Annotated in this window: 15 protein-coding genes; 9 read left to right on the top strand and 6 right to left on the bottom strand. The window is 39.5% G+C overall.

Going from position 1 to position 16,351, the window contains the following annotated elements:
• Positions 1-26 precede the first annotated feature (26 nt).
• The 6 genes from ABDZ97_RS11185 to ABDZ97_RS11160 all read left to right on the top strand — a co-directional run bounded on the left by ABDZ97_RS11185 (position 27) and on the right by ABDZ97_RS11160 (position 4,660).
• Entirely contained in the window at positions 27-302 is a 276-nt protein-coding gene (locus tag ABDZ97_RS11185) for a hypothetical protein (protein ID WP_343787620.1), read from the top strand.
• Positions 303-382: 80 nt separating this feature from the next.
• The gene (locus tag ABDZ97_RS11180; RefSeq protein ID WP_343787618.1) at positions 383-859 is read left to right on the top strand and encodes an SRPBCC family protein; all 477 of its coding nucleotides are present in this window, start codon (positions 383-385) and stop codon (positions 857-859) included.
• A 173-nt stretch (positions 860-1,032) separates the two neighbouring features.
• A complete protein-coding gene (locus tag ABDZ97_RS11175) occupies positions 1,033-1,776 on the top strand; it encodes an HNH endonuclease (protein ID WP_343787616.1) in 744 nt (247 codons plus the stop codon).
• Positions 1,777-2,180: 404 nt separating this feature from the next.
• Positions 2,181-2,753: a Crp/Fnr family transcriptional regulator gene (locus ABDZ97_RS11170; protein ID WP_343787614.1), complete on the top strand. Its 573-nt coding sequence runs from the start codon at positions 2,181-2,183 to the stop codon at positions 2,751-2,753.
• Between the two features lie 88 nt (positions 2,754-2,841).
• Complete coding sequence (locus ABDZ97_RS11165; RefSeq protein WP_343787612.1) at positions 2,842-3,972, top strand: FAD-dependent monooxygenase; 1,131 nt, start codon at positions 2,842-2,844, stop codon at positions 3,970-3,972.
• A gap of 82 nt (positions 3,973-4,054) precedes the next feature.
• Entirely contained in the window at positions 4,055-4,660 is a 606-nt protein-coding gene (locus ABDZ97_RS11160; RefSeq protein ID WP_343787610.1) for a hypothetical protein, read from the top strand.
• A 2-nt stretch (positions 4,661-4,662) separates the two neighbouring features.
• On the opposite strand, the gene ABDZ97_RS11155 is transcribed toward ABDZ97_RS11160, so the two are convergent.
• From ABDZ97_RS11155 to uvrA, 5 genes are all read right to left on the bottom strand, one after another.
• A complete protein-coding gene (locus tag ABDZ97_RS11155) occupies positions 4,663-4,869 on the bottom strand; it encodes a membrane or secreted protein (protein WP_343787608.1) in 207 nt (68 codons plus the stop codon).
• 63 nt (positions 4,870-4,932) lie between these two features.
• Positions 4,933-5,856 carry a tRNA (adenosine(37)-N6)-dimethylallyltransferase MiaA gene (gene miaA / locus ABDZ97_RS11150; protein ID WP_343787606.1) on the bottom strand — a complete coding sequence of 308 codons (924 nt, stop codon included), beginning with the start codon at positions 5,854-5,856 and terminating at the stop codon, positions 4,933-4,935.
• A gap of 45 nt (positions 5,857-5,901) precedes the next feature.
• Positions 5,902-7,365, bottom strand: coding sequence for an MltF family protein (locus tag ABDZ97_RS11145; protein WP_343787604.1), 1,464 nt, complete (start codon positions 7,363-7,365; stop codon positions 5,902-5,904).
• Between the two features lie 66 nt (positions 7,366-7,431).
• Positions 7,432-8,412 (bottom strand): glycosyltransferase family 9 protein, encoded by a 981-nt coding sequence (locus ABDZ97_RS11140; protein ID WP_343787602.1) that lies wholly within the window; start codon positions 8,410-8,412, stop codon positions 7,432-7,434.
• Positions 8,413-8,699: 287 nt separating this feature from the next.
• Positions 8,700-11,492 (bottom strand): excinuclease ABC subunit UvrA, encoded by a 2,793-nt coding sequence (uvrA, locus tag ABDZ97_RS11135; RefSeq protein ID WP_343787600.1) that lies wholly within the window; start codon positions 11,490-11,492, stop codon positions 8,700-8,702.
• A gap of 273 nt (positions 11,493-11,765) precedes the next feature.
• On the opposite strand from uvrA, the gene ABDZ97_RS11130 reads away from it, so the two are divergent.
• The 3 genes from ABDZ97_RS11130 (at position 11,766) to argS (ending at position 15,361) form a co-directional block, all read left to right on the top strand.
• The gene (locus ABDZ97_RS11130; RefSeq protein ID WP_343787598.1) at positions 11,766-12,362 is read left to right on the top strand and encodes a sigma-70 family RNA polymerase sigma factor; all 597 of its coding nucleotides are present in this window, start codon (positions 11,766-11,768) and stop codon (positions 12,360-12,362) included.
• 121 nt (positions 12,363-12,483) lie between these two features.
• Positions 12,484-13,440 carry an arginase gene (locus tag ABDZ97_RS11125; protein ID WP_343787596.1) on the top strand — a complete coding sequence of 319 codons (957 nt, stop codon included), beginning with the start codon at positions 12,484-12,486 and terminating at the stop codon, positions 13,438-13,440.
• A gap of 22 nt (positions 13,441-13,462) precedes the next feature.
• Positions 13,463-15,361 carry an arginine--tRNA ligase gene (gene argS, locus ABDZ97_RS11120; protein WP_343787594.1) on the top strand — a complete coding sequence of 633 codons (1,899 nt, stop codon included), beginning with the start codon at positions 13,463-13,465 and terminating at the stop codon, positions 15,359-15,361.
• A 4-nt stretch (positions 15,362-15,365) separates the two neighbouring features.
• On the opposite strand, the gene ABDZ97_RS11115 is transcribed toward argS, so the two are convergent.
• The gene (locus ABDZ97_RS11115; protein ID WP_343787592.1) at positions 15,366-16,268 is read right to left on the bottom strand and encodes a sterol desaturase family protein; all 903 of its coding nucleotides are present in this window, start codon (positions 16,266-16,268) and stop codon (positions 15,366-15,368) included.
• Between the last annotated feature and the right edge of the window lie 83 nt (positions 16,269-16,351).

Below are 16,351 nucleotides of genomic sequence, written 5' to 3'. Positions count from 1 at the left end.
CAGTCAAGTGCAAGAAGCAATAAATAATGTATTTAAATTTAGAAGACCAACCACAATATTATAATTTGACAACTGCTCCTGACGGTAGTTTCATTATTGCAGATTATTATAATGTTGAAAGAATATCATCTAGCTTTGAAAGTAAGGAACATATCAAAAGTCCAATCGAAATGGATATGATTGAATTTACAGGATGGAGAGATAATGTGCTTAAATTTACTTGTGATGAATTCCTAAATTGGGACCGACACTTGGTTATGATTTATGATAGTGAATTGAATGAAATAATGATTAAAAAATAAACACAAATAATATGCTATAAAAAATGACGCATAATTATTTCTCAAAAAAAATGAAGTTACCCCTAATTTATACAAACTGAATGCCGAGAATTGAATTACAAACCGAAATAAAAGCAGATAGAAAGATCGTTTTTGATCTTTCTCGAAGTATTGATTTGCACAAAATATCAACTGAACATACTAATGAAACTGCAATCGCTGGAAAGATAAGCGGATTAATCGGACTAAATGAAAGAGTTACGTGGAGAGCAAGACACATTGGAATTTATCAAAACCTGACTTCTGAAATAACTGAGTTTTCCCGACCGAATTACTTTGTAGACGAAATGGTAAAAGGCGTGTTCAGTGAATTTAAACATGAACATCATTTTTCTGAATTGAATGTCGGAACGCTAATGACTGATTATTTTTACTATAAATCTCCATTCGGAATTCTAGGTAAGTTAGTGGATCAAATATTTCTAAAAAAATATTTAACTGATTTTCTAACTAAGCGAAATCAAATTATAAAAGAGTTTGCAGAATCGGATAAATGGAAACAAATATTAATTGAATAAAAGTACGTACGGTAACACTATATAATTGCAATTATGGCGGATTCGACAGCGTCCGAATCTACTCGGAATTGCTAACGTCATTGATAAACAGAAAATTAGTATCTTTAATCCGTAACTGATCGCTATACGAAACCGTTACAGGTAATTACCTAAAACCTGAAAAGAAATAGTATATGAATACCTACGCTGACAAAACTAACAAGAAAGAGAACCCGTCGTTTTCTGCTGCTGGACCTCAAAAGCAGAACGATAGTAAGTCTATTTTTCAACTTGTTGATAATAGACCTGAAGCAGTTGCTCAACGGAAATTGCAGGAGATGGCAAATAGTAGCTCTCAGGTGAAACAAATGATAGCTTCTCATAACATGTCAAACAATCAACCGAATAAACAGCATGTTGAACAACAAAATACCGGGATAATCCAAAGAAAAAAAGACAAGGCAGTTTATGATTTTGGAGATAAAGGAGATGGAAAAACATCAACGAAAGTGATAGATCAAAAAGAAGGTGGTCGAGGTCTTTTCAAATATCAGTATAAAGATGATGGTAATGTAATTGACACGTTTAACGGAACTAATATTGCGGATAGTAATATTGCGAATGGTACCATATATCAAGGAATTAGTACACCTAATATTACTGTTAAGGTAGCTAGTCATGATTTAAAAAAACAATATGGTAATACTCTGGCATTATCAACGAATGTAATTGCGAATGGTACGCGTGCACAGCATTTTGCACATGCAGATGAGGCCCATGGTATTGATCGAACGGATAAATACACCTGGCACCACAAACAAGAGGTGGGAAAAATGGAGTTAATCGATATGAATACACATGGAGCAATGTGGCATTATGGAGGAATTGCAGGATGGGGGGCGTCACTGCATAGTGGTGATTCTAGTGAAGATGATTAGAATAAGTCTCTGATATGTGCGGGGAATAAGGCGAAAGAGAAGCAGTAACAATGACCCTTATTGGGGCGTATAGTTCTAGGATTGACGAGTCAAACTGAAAAAATATAGCGTCAGTAAATTTATGAAAATTGGATTTGTATCACTTTATGATTGGTTAGTGATTAATCCGGACCCCAATGTTCCATATCAGACCTTGATCTTTTTTGGTGGTTGGGAATTGGGTATACATTTTAAAACAATGCGATTATAAGTGGTATTGAAGAATAAATATCTACCAATACCTATAGGTAGTTAGACATCCGAATACGAAATATGGTTTATATTACCGAAGAATGCAGTAATCCAGAAGAAAAGATTTGCCTTCTTATCCGTATTTTTACCGGAAGATTGAAAATGCGCAAAATATGTCCGGAATAGATAAGCAACTATTTTCTGAATTGTTAGAGATGACTGTTCAACGTCTCGATGAATTACTGGAAGTCGGTGAGACTGTCGTATATAAAAAAGGAGATAAAATTGCCTTTCCGAGAAATGTGTGTGATAAATTAGGGGTGATTGTAGATGGAGCTATACGCACTTATGCTGTGAATGATAAAGGACAGGAAATTAGTTACCTGTTACAGGTGAACGGAAGTTTTTTTGGTGATTATAAAAGCTATATCTCCGGTTCGAAATCTGAATTAATTCTTGAGGCTATTCTGGATACGGAAGCTTTACTTTTTGATAAAAAAAGTATTGATACTTTATGTGATAGGGATGTGTTCTGGCTGAAATTCAGTAAAAAAATGTCAGATGTAGCCTTTCTTGAAGCAAAAGAAAGATTGGATGATTTGTTGTTTAATACACCGGAAGAACGTTACAATAACCTATTGCGAAAATCAGGAGAAGTAATACAGAAAATTCCTCAAAAATATATTTCAACCTATCTGGGAATTACCCCACAATCGTTAAGCCGGATCCGGAAAAGAATAGTGTGAAAATTGGAGGGATTAATTAACTTAAGTGAACGAATTGCAGGTAGGGGAGGAAGTAATTTTGTGACATAACAAAACAATATAGTATGTCATGAAGATAGCAATTATAGGAGGAGGAGTAGGAGGATTAACAACAGCACTTGCTTTGAAGAAAGCAGGAGTGAATTTTAAGTTGTACGAAGCAGCCCCTGAAATAAAAGCTGTAGGAGCCGGTATTATTATGGCTAATAATGCACTGCAGGTATTTCGTAAACTGGGAATTCATGAAAAGATTTATGCAAAAGGAAATCGCATAGACGCAATGGATATCACCAAAGGAAATTTTTCTCCTTTATCTTCTATTCGTTTAGATGTATTTGTCGAAAAATACGGTTTGCAAAATCATGCCATACACAGAGCGGACTTGCACACCATTTTAGTAGAAGCGGTAGGAGAAGAACATATCGAAATTAACCGTCGTTTAACGGATATACAGAAAAAGGAAAACGGTTATCAATTATCTTTTGAAGAAGGAACAGAAGAAACAGCGAATTTCATTATTGGAGCTGATGGAATTCGTTCGGTGGTGCGCCAGAAGCTATATGATGAAAATGAGTATCGGAATTCCGGGCAATTATGTTGGAGAGGAGTTGTTGAGTTTGATCTTCCTTCTGAATACCAACATCGATTGATCGAAGCCTGGTCTGGAGGAAAGCGGTTTGGGTTTGTACGTATCTCGGAGAAAAAAGTGTACTGGTATTTATTAATCAATGATAATTTGGGAGATCTGGACGCCGATCATCATGTGTTTACAAAAGGATTTCATCCGATTGCAGAACAATTGGTATGGGCAACTCCGCAAGAGAAGGTAATCAAGGCAAAACTCTATGACGTGAAACCCATCCGGATTTGGCAGAAGGAGAATACGTGTCTGGTAGGTGATGCTGCACACGCCATGACGCCAAATCTGGGACAAGGAGCCTGTCAGGCAATTGAAGACGCTTACGTTTTGGGGGGACTTGTTGCAAAATATAACGTAATGGAGGCATTTGTGAAATATCCTGAAGTTCGTCGGGCAAAGGCTACTTCGGTGGTGAATAGAAGTTGGAAATTCGGAAAAATAGCTCACCTGAATCATCCGTTGGCTGAAGGAATCCGGAATTCGATTCTTAAGTATGCCACTCCACGACGGATGAATAAAAAAATGATGGATAAGCTATTTACCCTGGATAAAATCAGTTGATTTAGGCGTTTTGTTTTATCCCTCTTTTATGAAACAAAAATGTATATTTAGAGCATCTAACTAAATAAGAAAAATTATCCGGATGCTATTTGGAGGGATTGTACAGTCGGTTCGTAATGTACTGCGTGATAATCACAATCTCACGCTTTCGGGAAAGGGACGTAAAATTAATCTTGGAGAGGCAACGGTAAGAAAAAGTGAAATTAGAACACCGGATGCCTCTCCTGAAGTAATAGACGGTATTCGGACGAAATCGAAGAGAACCCGGGTTTTTCAACGGCGTGTATTAGTTGGTGTAACGCTCGCTTCCATCGTCTTTTTTTTAATAGTTGTTCTTCCGATCTTTAAAAAAGAAACTGTTAAAGCGGAGCATGTTAATGAAGAACGTATTCGGAAGCAAAAACAATGGGAAGAAAAATTAACTTTTTTCACCGAGGATGCCCGGAAATGGGTGGCAGAAAGACATTATGATAACGCAATTATACAGTATAGAAACGTACTCACCATGCAGGTTACAGATCGACGAATCTGGCAGGAATTTATCTATGTATTAGTACTGAATTGCAGTATCAATGAACAAAATTGCCGGGAAGCAGAATTCTACACCATAGCTTACCAATCATTTCCTGCCGAATTGCAGGAAAAAAGATTCCTTCACCAAATAGAAATATTGACGGGTACTCCCTGAAACTATTTTTCAAGCTTCAGATCATCACCTTTACACTGCTCTTCCGGACGTGCACCACAAAGACTACAGGTAGCCCCTTCTTCCTGCAACAATGGATTATTACTGGCACAGGTTCCGGCAAACTGACCGTCTTTTTTTGCCCAGATTTTTATAGCAATTCCTGCAAAAGCAAGAGCCAAAAGCAATATGGTAATCAAGATTAACGCCATCTTACATGTTTTTTACAAAGTTAATGAATATTGAGAGCACTCTCAAGTTTTCGAATGAAAATATCAGTGATCCAACAGGGGGGAAAGCAGGCGAATAATTTCTGTAGCATTGTCTTTGGGGGCTGCGTAATCAATCCATTTTGTGGAAGCTTCGCGTCGAAACCAGGTTAATTGTCGTTTCGCATATCTTCGGGTATTCTGACGTATGACATCAGCTGCTTCAGCCAGCGATAATTGACCATCCAGATAATCAAAGATTTCTTTATACCCCACCGTGTTTAAAGCCTGGTGATTGCGAAAGTTTTCTACGCTTTTCACTTCATCAACGAGTCCGTTTTGAATCATTTCGGTAACGCGTTGATTGATCCGGTCGTATAATTGTTCCCGTGGATGATGAATGGCGAAATAATGAACGGAGAATGGTCGTTCTTTATCTTGTTTTGATTGTAACTCCGACATCTTTTTTCCACTGGAACGAAAGACTTCCAATGCCCGCATGACACGGTGCGGATTTTGTAGGTCTAGTATTGCTGCTGATTCAGGGTCACAGGCTTTTAACTCTTCCTGCAAGGGATGAATACCTTCTTTTTCAAATGCACGGATAAGGTGCTGGCGAATTTCTGTCGAACGGGGAAGATCATCGATCCCTTTACACAAAGCATCAATGTATAACCCAGACCCTCCGGTTAGAAGAGCAATATCTTTTTCTTTAAACTCATCTTCCAGTACACGAAGAGCATCTGTCTCAAATTGTCCGGCTGTATATTCTTCACGAATACTCAGATTATCGATGAAGTAATGCCTGACACCTTTCATTTCTTCAACAGAAGGTTTTGCTGTACCGATGGATAACTCTTTATAAAATTGCCGGGAGTCTGCGGAAAGAACAGAACAGTTAAGTTGAAGAGCCAACTCTACCGCTAGCGCTGTTTTTCCGGATGCAGTAGCGCCGGCTAAAACGATGAGGTGTTTGTTCTTTTTTTGCACAGTGGCAAAGATACGGAATCATGAAGAAAGAGAAGTGGTTCCGGGTTATCCGGGGAAAAGGTTTTTGTATTCATTATATCTTCTGAATACTTCACGTACATATCGGTAGGTCATGTTACCCCGGTAATAGCCAGACTTTACACCTTTTACAGCTAACATTTCCGGTTCTGTAAGACGAAGGAAGTACTCTTCTACAACATCATCCCAGATATGCGGATTTGCACCATTCGCTTTAGCGATCGTCTGGGCGTCCAGAACGTGCCCGGGGCCTGCGTTATAAGAAGCGATTGTGAATTTCATACGCTGAATAGAATCTTTTACTTCGGTAAAATTCTTTTCTATGCGTTTCAGGTACTTGATTCCTCCACGGATTTGAACTTCAGGAGGAGAGCCGGGATAGACACCAAATCGTTCTCCTGTTTCAGGCATAAACTGCATCAGGCCGTAAGAGCCTTGCCAGGATTCGATGTGAGGGTTAAATTTTGACTCCTGAAAAATCAATGATGCAACTAATCGCCAGTCGTAATTAGCTTTTTTTGCTTCTTTTTTCAGTATTTCATCGTACGGAGAGATTTTACCTCCTCCCAGACTGGAGTACTGATCCATAGCCTTTCGGGTATGGGTGCCGATATCGAAATACTTATGCTTCAGAAAACTGTATAAACGCTGTTGCATAAAATTCTTCAACCAGTCATTGAGGTAGTCGAGCAACTGTTCGTCAGACTTTCGAACACCAAAAGCAATCTGCTGCCGAATGCTTAGTTCCAGAGAGATATCAATGTTATCAAAAAAACGTTTGTTGATCAGAGCCACGTTTTTATCTACAACGGTATAATCAATTGTTCCTTCGGATACTCGGCGAATCAATTCTTCTGTTTCAATATTTCCATCTTCCGGCTGGATATAAATCGTATCGCCGATTTCATCCATCAGGGCAACCATTCTCTTGTAATAACTGGATTCTCCCCAGACGTGAACTTTCTTTTTAGCCAAACGGACGGGGTCAGTTATCAGATGCGCCTTGATTTCTTTACTGCTCATCTTTTTCCAGTCCTCTGGTTTTCGTTGAACGAGAACCTGGCTGGAACGAAGATGCGGGATACTAAAGTTTATCTGATCACGACGATCACGGGTAATTGTATAGTTGCAGGCAATAAGATCTCCTTTTCCTGAATTCAGATCGGCAATGACATGATCGAGATTTTTGACAGCACGAAACTCTAATTTAACACCCAGATCTTTGGCAAACTGTTTCAGAACCTCGTATTCAAATCCCATTTTTTGCCCCCTATACACAAAATAAGAGACGGTACTGTTTTCTGTCAGAACAACCAGTTTTCCTTTTTCAATGATTTTGTTTAAGCTATTATCTTTCTTCTTTTGTTCCTCCGTTTTGAAGTCCAGTTTTATTTTTCCGTCTTCTTTTGTGCCGAAAGGAATATAGATAACCAATAACAGTAGTACGGTCGCAGCGAAGATAGTAGCTATGATCTTTTTTGGTTTGTTCACTTCGTCAATATACGAAAAAAATATACATACTGACAAAACCAGAAAATCTGTCGAAAACTTGATGATTTAGTACCTGGCTTGCTCTACAGGAAGGGTTGTTGCACACTTAAAATGTCCTTTAGGACAGGCTTTGTGTCCGTGTATTCCACAGGGTCTGCATTCCAGATTTTCTGTTGTTTCCAAAAGTTGAGAATCGTCGGAAAGCGGACCGAAACCAAATTCGGGTACTGTGCTACAAAAAAAAGCAGTTACCGGAGCATTCATTGCACTTGATAAGTGAAGTGGACCTGAATCATTGACGTAGTTCCTTGTTGCTTTGCTCATAAGTGCAGCTGATTCAAGTAAGTTTAGTTTTCCTGCCAGATTGGTACAGTTAAAACCGGGAAGCTGTGTCAATACCTCTTCGCAGGTTTCGAAATCCCCGGGACCTCCTAAAATGTATATAGGATGTTCACTGCCTATATGATGAGCGAGATCCAGCCACTTTTTCAGAGGAAGTTGTTTGGTAAACCATACTGAAGCAGGAGCAAAACAGTAAAAAGAATCCTGCACCAACGGCTGAATTTTTAAATAGTTTTCGGGAGAAGGAAATAGTTCAGGACGCAGGGAAGTAGGGGAAAGTGAATGGTGTGCTACCAGTTCAAAATTTCTCGTGACTTCATGTGTCCCGTCTCCAAATTGATGAGGAACACGACGTGTAAACAAAAAGGAAAGCGGGTTTTCCGAAAATCCGACCCGGGATGAAGCACCGCTGAGGGCAGTCAGTAATCCGGAATTAAAGTAACGTTGTATGCCAATAACTTCATCATACTTTTGTTTACGGACTCTTTTTAAAAGAGAGAAAAGCTGTCTATATTTTCCGGCCTTTTTATTCCAAATAAGTACTTCCCGTATATGTGGATTGGACATTACTAATTGTTCATTTCCTTTACGAACAAGAAGATCAATCTCTGCATCAGGATATTGTATTTTAAGTTCCCTGATTAGCGGAGTTGCCAGAATGACATCACCCAAAAAAGCGGTTTGTATGATCAGAAATTGCTTCACGTCCCAAAGCTAAAAAAAACATCTCTATTACCGATCAATAGAAGTAACAGAACGAAAGAATGGGAAAGTACCGGAAACAGCGAAAAAGCGCAGAAGATTCCGCGCCTGAAATCAAAACAGGTTACATTGGATAAGGTATCCCGATAGTTTGTCGTTTAGTGTAGAGTCCGGAATGAACTGATTTCAATTGTTCATTACACTACAAATATGATGTTTTTTTACTCAAAATCAATAAAATAAAGGTTTGTAAAACCGGAAAATAGGTATTTATACCTAGATGCTGAAAATTACTGATAAACAAGTTTGTCTTTTAAGTATTTAGCAGTATAAGAATTTTCACACTTTGTTAAATCTTCCGGACTACCTGTGAATACTAACGAGCCGCCCTCTTTTCCTCCTTCCGGACCGATATCAATAATATAGTCTGCGCATTTGATCACCTCCATATTATGTTCGATAACAATTACTGAGTGTCCCAGAGCTATCAATTCATTAAACGCAATCATCAACTTGGCAATATCATGGAAATGTAAGCCGGTTGTTGGTTCGTCAAATAAAAATAATGTCTTATCGGATGTCCTTCCCTTGATGAGGAAAGAGGCGAGCTTAATTCTCTGGGCTTCTCCACCACTCAGGGTGGAAGAAGACTGTCCGAGTTTTACATACCCCAATCCGACTCTTTGAAGCGGGAGCAATTTGTCCACAATTTTTTCGTCGGATTTACTTTTCCCTTCTGAGAAGAAAGCGATAGCATTGTCAACATCCATATCCAGAATATCAGCAATGTTTTTTCCTCTGTAAATGACATCCAACGTTTCTGTTTTGTATCGTTTTCCTTTGCATGCTTCGCATTCGAGATGAACGTCAGCCATGAATTGCATAGAGATTGTAACGGTTCCTTCTCCTTCACAAGTTTCGCATCGACCTCCCGGAACATTAAAGGAGAAGAATCCCGGCTTATAATTTCTGATCTTGGAAATTTGCTGCTTAGAGAAAATATCGCGGATATCATCAAACGCTTTTAAATACGTCACCGGGTTACTTCTCGAAGATTTCCCAATGGGATTCTGATCAATTAATTCGACGTTTGAAATAGCCTTGGTATCTCCGGTTAAACCATTACATTCTCCTACTTTATCACCGTATATCCCCAGGCTCTTTTTAACCAGTGGATACAGAATTTTTTTGATAAGCGAAGATTTCCCGGATCCGCTGACTCCTGTTACACAAACCAGATTGTTCAGAGGAAATGTAACATCTATATTCTTCAGATTGTTTTCTCGAGCTCCAAGTACTGTAATACTTTGGTTGGAGTTTCGTCTTTTTTCCGGAACCGGAATTTGTAACTCTCCTGAGAGGTACTGTGTTGTCAGACTATTTTTGACCTTCTTAAGATCAACGGGTTTGCCCTGAAAGACAATAGTACCACCATTAATCCCGGCCTCAGGTCCCATGTCGATAAGTTCGTCGGCAGCCTGCATGATATCTTCTTCATGTTCCACAATAATAACGGTATTACCGATATCACGCAGATTATTTAAAACAGAAATCAGTCGTGCAGTATCTCTGGGGTGTAAACCAATGCTTGGTTCGTCAAGAATATACATGGAACCAACTAAACTACTTCCCAAAGAGGTAGCCAGATTAATACGCTGAGATTCGCCTCCGGATAACGAATTTGCCTGTCGGTTGAGTGTCAGATACCCCAGTCCGACCCGATCCAGAAACTCAAGCCGGTTTTCTATTTCAGGTAATAAACGTTTTGTAAGTTGCTGATCGTGCTCACTTAAATTAAGTGATTTAAAAAATGGAATCAACTCCGAAATAGGCATCAAAACAAGATCACTGATATTTTTGTCTCCGATTTTCACATAGTTGGAGTCTTTACGTAATCGTGTTCCTCTACAATCCGGACACTTTGTTTTTCCTCTGTACCGCGAAAGTAAGACACGATACTGAATCTTGTAACTTTTACTTTCCAGATAACGGAAGAAAGCATCGATACCTTCCATGCCTTTACCACCCTTCCAAAGCATTTCATATTGTTGGTCGGTTAGCTCGCTAATCGGTTTGTGAATAGGGAAGTTGTTCTTTTCTGCGCTTAATACAAACAGTCTGAGCCATTCTCCAAGCGTATCTCCTTTCCAGGGCTGAACAGCACCCTGGTAAACACTGAGTGATTTGTCAGGGATGACAAGGCTATCATCCACACCAATAATGCTACCATAGCCCTCACATGTTTTACAAGCTCCGTAGGGATTGTTAAAGGTGAAAAAATGAACAGAAGGTTCGGTAAAGGAAATACCATCCAGTTCAAAAAGTGAAGAAAAAGCTTTCGATTGCTGATCGTCGTGTAAATAAACTTCCATGTGTCCTTTTCCTTCAAGGAAGGCCAATTGAACGGAGTCAGATATCCGTGAAAAGCCAGCTTCATCATCCGGAGCAGGAACACTGATCCGGTCGATCAACAGATATGGGGACTCTAGTTTTTTTGGATTTTGAGCAAGTACTTCATCTAATTCGCGCATTTCCCCGTCAATAAAAATCCGTCCGTACCCCTGATCAATAAATAATTGAAGTTGTTTTTTAACTCCATACTTTTCCGTAGAGAAAGGAGCGAGGAGGAGACATCGCGTTCCTTCTGCCAGTTTTGAAATATACGAGACAACATCTGTAACCGTATGTTTTTTTACTTCTTCTCCCGATACAGGTGAAAAAGTTTTCCCTGCTCTGGCAAATAACAATTTCAGGTAATCATAAATCTCTGTTGATGTACCAACCGTTGATCTGGGATTCGTGGCAATAACCTTTTGCTCAATCGCTATAGCCGGAGCGACTCCTTTTATAAAATCAACATCCGGTTTGTCCAGTTTACCCAGAAACTGACGGGCATAAGCCGAAAGACTTTCGATATATCGACGTTGTCCTTCGGCATAAAGCGTATCAAATGCGAGAGAAGATTTTCCTGATCCGGAAAGCCCGGTAATAACGGTAAGTTTCCCGTGAGGAATTTTTACTTCTACGTTTTTGAGGTTATGTACCCGAGCCCCTTTGATGTGAATATATTCGTTTGATGACATGTGTTCAATTTCCTGTTTCCAAAAATAGTGGTTTTCCATGGGCTGAGAAACAGCTGAAGAAAGTTTTGCTCACGGACTCCTGATTTTGTGTTTATCCGGGAGTAAAATGATAAGTCAGACCTGTATAAAATGAACTAAAAAAGAAAATTCATTTTTTGCTAATTAACAAGAATGTCGTATATTAGCCCTTGTTAAACATCTAAAAACAGTCGCTTATAGAACACATTTACGCTTGAAAATTACTTTGAAAAATTAAGTTAAACCGGGCAAACTATGTGTAAATCCGAACGAAGCGACAAGGTTCTTGTCAGTGAGTATATTAAAGGAAGTGAAGAAGCATTTGAAGTATTACTAATGCGTCACAAGAATAATGTCTTCCATTACATACTGTCTAAAGTAAAAGACAGAGATCTGGCAGATGACATCTTTCAGGATGTGTTCATTAAAGTCATTAAGACGTTAAAAGCCGGCAATTATAACGAAGAAGGGAAATTCCTGCCATGGGTATTGCGTATAGCGCACAACCTTGTGGTGGATTATTTCCGACGTGCGAATAAAGTACGTATGGTATCCGAATCAACCTCTTTTTCGGAAGAGTTTAATATTTTCAGTGTTCTGGCACAGGAAGATCTGAATGTGGAACAATCATTGTCCAAAGAGGAACTGGAAGGGCAAATCGTGCACATGATTCAGTACTTACCCGAAGCGCAGAAAGAAATCCTGTATATGAGAATTTTTCAGGACATGTCCTTCAAGGATATTGCAGAAGCAAAAGATATTTCGATAAATACGGCTCTTGGTCGTATGCGTTATGCACTCATCAATATGAGAAAGCTAATCGAAAAACACGGAGTTGTAGTTGATTTATAAAATAGGAACTATATTTTTTCGACCGGAGTCAGAAGGCTCCGGTTTTTTTGTTCCGGATGTTCATCTGCGCAGGCAGGTGGTATTTGGTGAATAATCGTATTTTTGCAACAAATTCTGTACTATGGCCAGGAAAATTCAATTGATTATTAACGAATCTGAAGTAACGGCAGGTACCAGAGGAGCTAGTTTAGGTCCCGGAGCCGTTAAGGTTGCTGCGTGGAAAAAGGAAAGTGACTTTTTTTCGCAGTTTACTAACCAATATAGTATTAAAAATAACGAAGAACTGCTAAATAAACCTCCTCTTTACCCTTTTGCGAAGCGAATAGAAGGATTGACGGAAGTATTTGAGCAGTTGGATACGATTGTAAAGTCTACGTATGAGAAAGGTGACTTTCCGCTGATAATTGCAGGTGATCACGGATCGGCCGGAGGTACAATAGCTGCCATTAAAAACAGTCATCCCGGAAAACGTCTGGGGGTAGTATGGATTGATGCACACGGAGATTTACACACTCCATACACGACACCTTCGGGAAATATGCATGGAATGCCATTGGCAACTGCTTTGGCAACGGATAATCTGGATGCGCAGATTAACGAACCAAAAGAAGATGTAAAAGGTCTTTGGGATAACCTGAAAAATTTCGGAGGAATTTCTCCTAAAATTCAACCGGAGGATTTGGTTTTTATTGCAGTTCGAGATACAGAAGAACCGGAAGATCTTCTGATGGATAAGTTAGGAATCCGAAATATTACTGTTGAGGAAGTCCGTAAGTCAGGAGTAGACCATGTGGTTGATGAGGTATTGGAGAAGTTAAAGGACTGTGATCTTATTTATGTCTCTTTTGACGTGGATAGCATGGATCCTAAAATTGTTTCGCATGGTACAGGAACTCCGGTAGACAATGGATTGACTCCGGAAGAAGCGGAAGGAATTATGACGGGATTGATTAAATCAGATAAACTCTGCTGTCTGGAGTTTGTTGAGATCAATCCTTGCCTGGATGAAAAGAAAAACAAAATGGCTGAAGTTGCTTTTGATCTTTTGGAGCGACTGGTGCCGGTTATTAAAAAGTAATTTACGATCTCATTTTTAAAAAATGGAAAACAACATAAAACAAATCCTTTTAGACAATGCTGGAGAATTATTCGGAACACCGGTAAATGAATCAATGATTCAGTTGCAAAAAACAAGGAAGGAGTTTAAGGGGGATATTACGCTGGTAATTTTTCCTTTTGTTAAAATGATGAAAACATCTCCTGATCAGGCTGCTGAACGAATAGGGAATTTCCTAAGGGATCACCTTGACTTGATTCGCGGATTTAATGTTGTGAAAGGTTTTCTGAATCTTGAGATAGATGATGTCTACTGGTTAAAGACATTACAGGATATTGATGCGGATGAGTCTTTCGGACTGGCAAAAGAACCGACAGGAAAAACCTTGATGGTAGAGTACAGTTCTCCGAATACCAATAAACCTCTTCACCTGGGGCATTTGCGAAATAACTTCCTTGGGTACAGTGTCGCCGAAATCCTGAAAGCGAATGGTAACAAGGTGATCAAAACTCAAATCATTAATGACAGGGGAATTCACATCTGTAAGAGTATGTTGGCCTGGCTTAAATTTGCTCCGTTAAATGCGGCAGGAGAAAGAGAAACTCCGCAGACAACCGGAATGAAAGGTGATAAGTTTGTCGGGAAATACTATGTTGAGTTTGACAAAGCACTGAATGCCGAGGCGAAAGAGATTATGACCGCCTGGGAAAAGAGTGATTTTTCTACCGGAGATCAGGTGGCTGAAGAAGTAACGAAATTGTATGCGGCAGCGGCAGAAAAAGAAGATGAAAAAGCAAAACAGGCTATTCTGTCGAAAGTAAAAGAACTGGCGAAAAACGAAACATCTATTCTGAAGGAAGCCAAAGAGATGTTGGTGAAATGGGAAGCAAGAGACCCTGAAACTTATTTGCTTTGGACAACGATGAACAGTTGGGTATATGATGGATTTGATACGACCTATAAAACAATGGGAGTTGATTTTGATCATTTGTACTATGAATCGGATACCTTCCTGTTTGGAAAGGATGTTGTAATAGATGGATTGAACAAAGGGATTTTCTATCGTAAAGAGGATGGTTCCGTATGGATTGACCTGACGGATGAAGGTTTGGATGAGAAATTAGTCCTCCGTTCGGATGGTACGGCAGTATATATGACTCAGGATATAGGAACAGCCATTGAACGTTTTAAAGATTATCCCGACCTGAACGGAATTATTTATACCGTAGGTAATGAACAGGATTATCACTTTAAAGTGTTATTTCTGATTCTTAAAAAACTCGGCTATACTTGGGCTGACGAATGTTTCCATCTTTCGTATGGAATGGTTGACCTTCCGACAGGAAAAATGAAATCCCGTGAAGGAACGGTTGTTGATGCTGATGATCTGATGCACGAAGTGATTCAGGCTGCTTCTGAAATGACTCGTGAACGAGGGCATATTGAAGGTATGTCAGAAGAGGAAAAACAGGAACTGTTTAAAATGATAGGACTGGGCGGTTTGAAGTATTATCTATTGAAAGTAGACCCGCGCAAACGAATGATGTTTAACCCGGAAGAATCTATTGAACTGAATGGTAATACCGGACCATTTTTACAATATGCGTATGCCCGGATTCAGTCACTGGTAGCAAAAACAGGATTGCTTAAAGCCCCTGAAAAATCAGTTATTACAGAGGAAGAACGAGAATTGATCAAGTGGTTGATGATGTACCCTTCAACCGTGGAAGAAGCAGGGAAAAATTACAGCCCGGCTGAGATAGCAAACTATACATTTGAATTGGTGAAAATGTATAACGCTTTCTATCAAAGTGTTCCTCCTATTGTTAAAGAAACGAATGAAGAAGTGAAGCAATTACGTGTGGCATTGAGTTTAAATGTTGCAAAAGTAGTAAAGTCAGCTATGCGTCTGTTGGGGATTGATGTTCCGCAACGTATGTAGTGGCTCAGGATTGCTTTTTAGATTCCAGATATTCCCGTCTGAGATCTTCCGATACTTTACCTGTTCCGTCGTGTCGCCAACCGGGACGATGGAGCAGGTATCCTATTTTTCCTCTCCAGTTAGCGCCGGATGAAAAAATATCTCTGAACAGATTACCCCATTCGTGAAAACCGATGTAGACCGGATTGTAGCTGTCAATATTCGTTGTCAATCCATACTGCACTTTTTCATGATCCAGTTCAGGTTGAAAGGTTCCGAACCATTTATCCCAGATAATGAAAATCCCTGCATAGTTTCTATCCAGATATAATGGATTGGAACCATGGTGTACCCGGTGATGGGAAGGTGTATTCATTACGGACTCAAACCAGCGGGGCATCTTTTTTATCAACTCGGTGTGTATCCAGTATTGATACAGTAAACTCACCGACATTTGCGTAAAGATCATCACGGGATGAAATCCGATAACCGGAAGTGCCAGATAAAACAGGAAAGTAAAAAATCCCCCGGTCCACGTCTGGCGCAATGCTGTACTGAGGTTGAACTTCCGGGAGGAATGGTGAACAATGTGAGAAGCCCAGAATAAACGGCTTTCATGTCCGATTCTATGCGTCCAGTAGTAGCAGAAATCATCTGCAAAAAGCAGTAAAATCCATACCCACCAGGAAAAGGGAAGAGTAGTGACGCGGAAGTTATCATAAAGAACTGTAAACACAAATGCAACAAGCAATTGAGAAGCGAACCCGATAAATACATTCCCCAATCCCATAGAAATCGATGCCAGTGCGTCTTTAACAGAATATCCGGATGGAAATTTGCGGGAAACAATAATCCCTTCAGTAATTACTGTAACGACAAAAAAAGGAATGGCATACAGAATAAGATCCGGGATATGAGGTATTTCCATGGTCTAAATTTCGTGATTTTTTGGAATAAAAAAAGCGAATGGAGCAATAACTACATTCGCTTTTTAGAACTTAGATTAACTGG

Source organism: Wandonia haliotis (genome assembly GCF_039523435.1).
In the GTDB taxonomy this organism is placed as follows: Bacteria; Bacteroidota; Bacteroidia; order Flavobacteriales_D; family Crocinitomicaceae; genus Wandonia; species Wandonia haliotis.
Note: the sequence above shows the minus strand (reverse complement) of the source record. Positions and strands in the feature narration are given on the sequence as shown.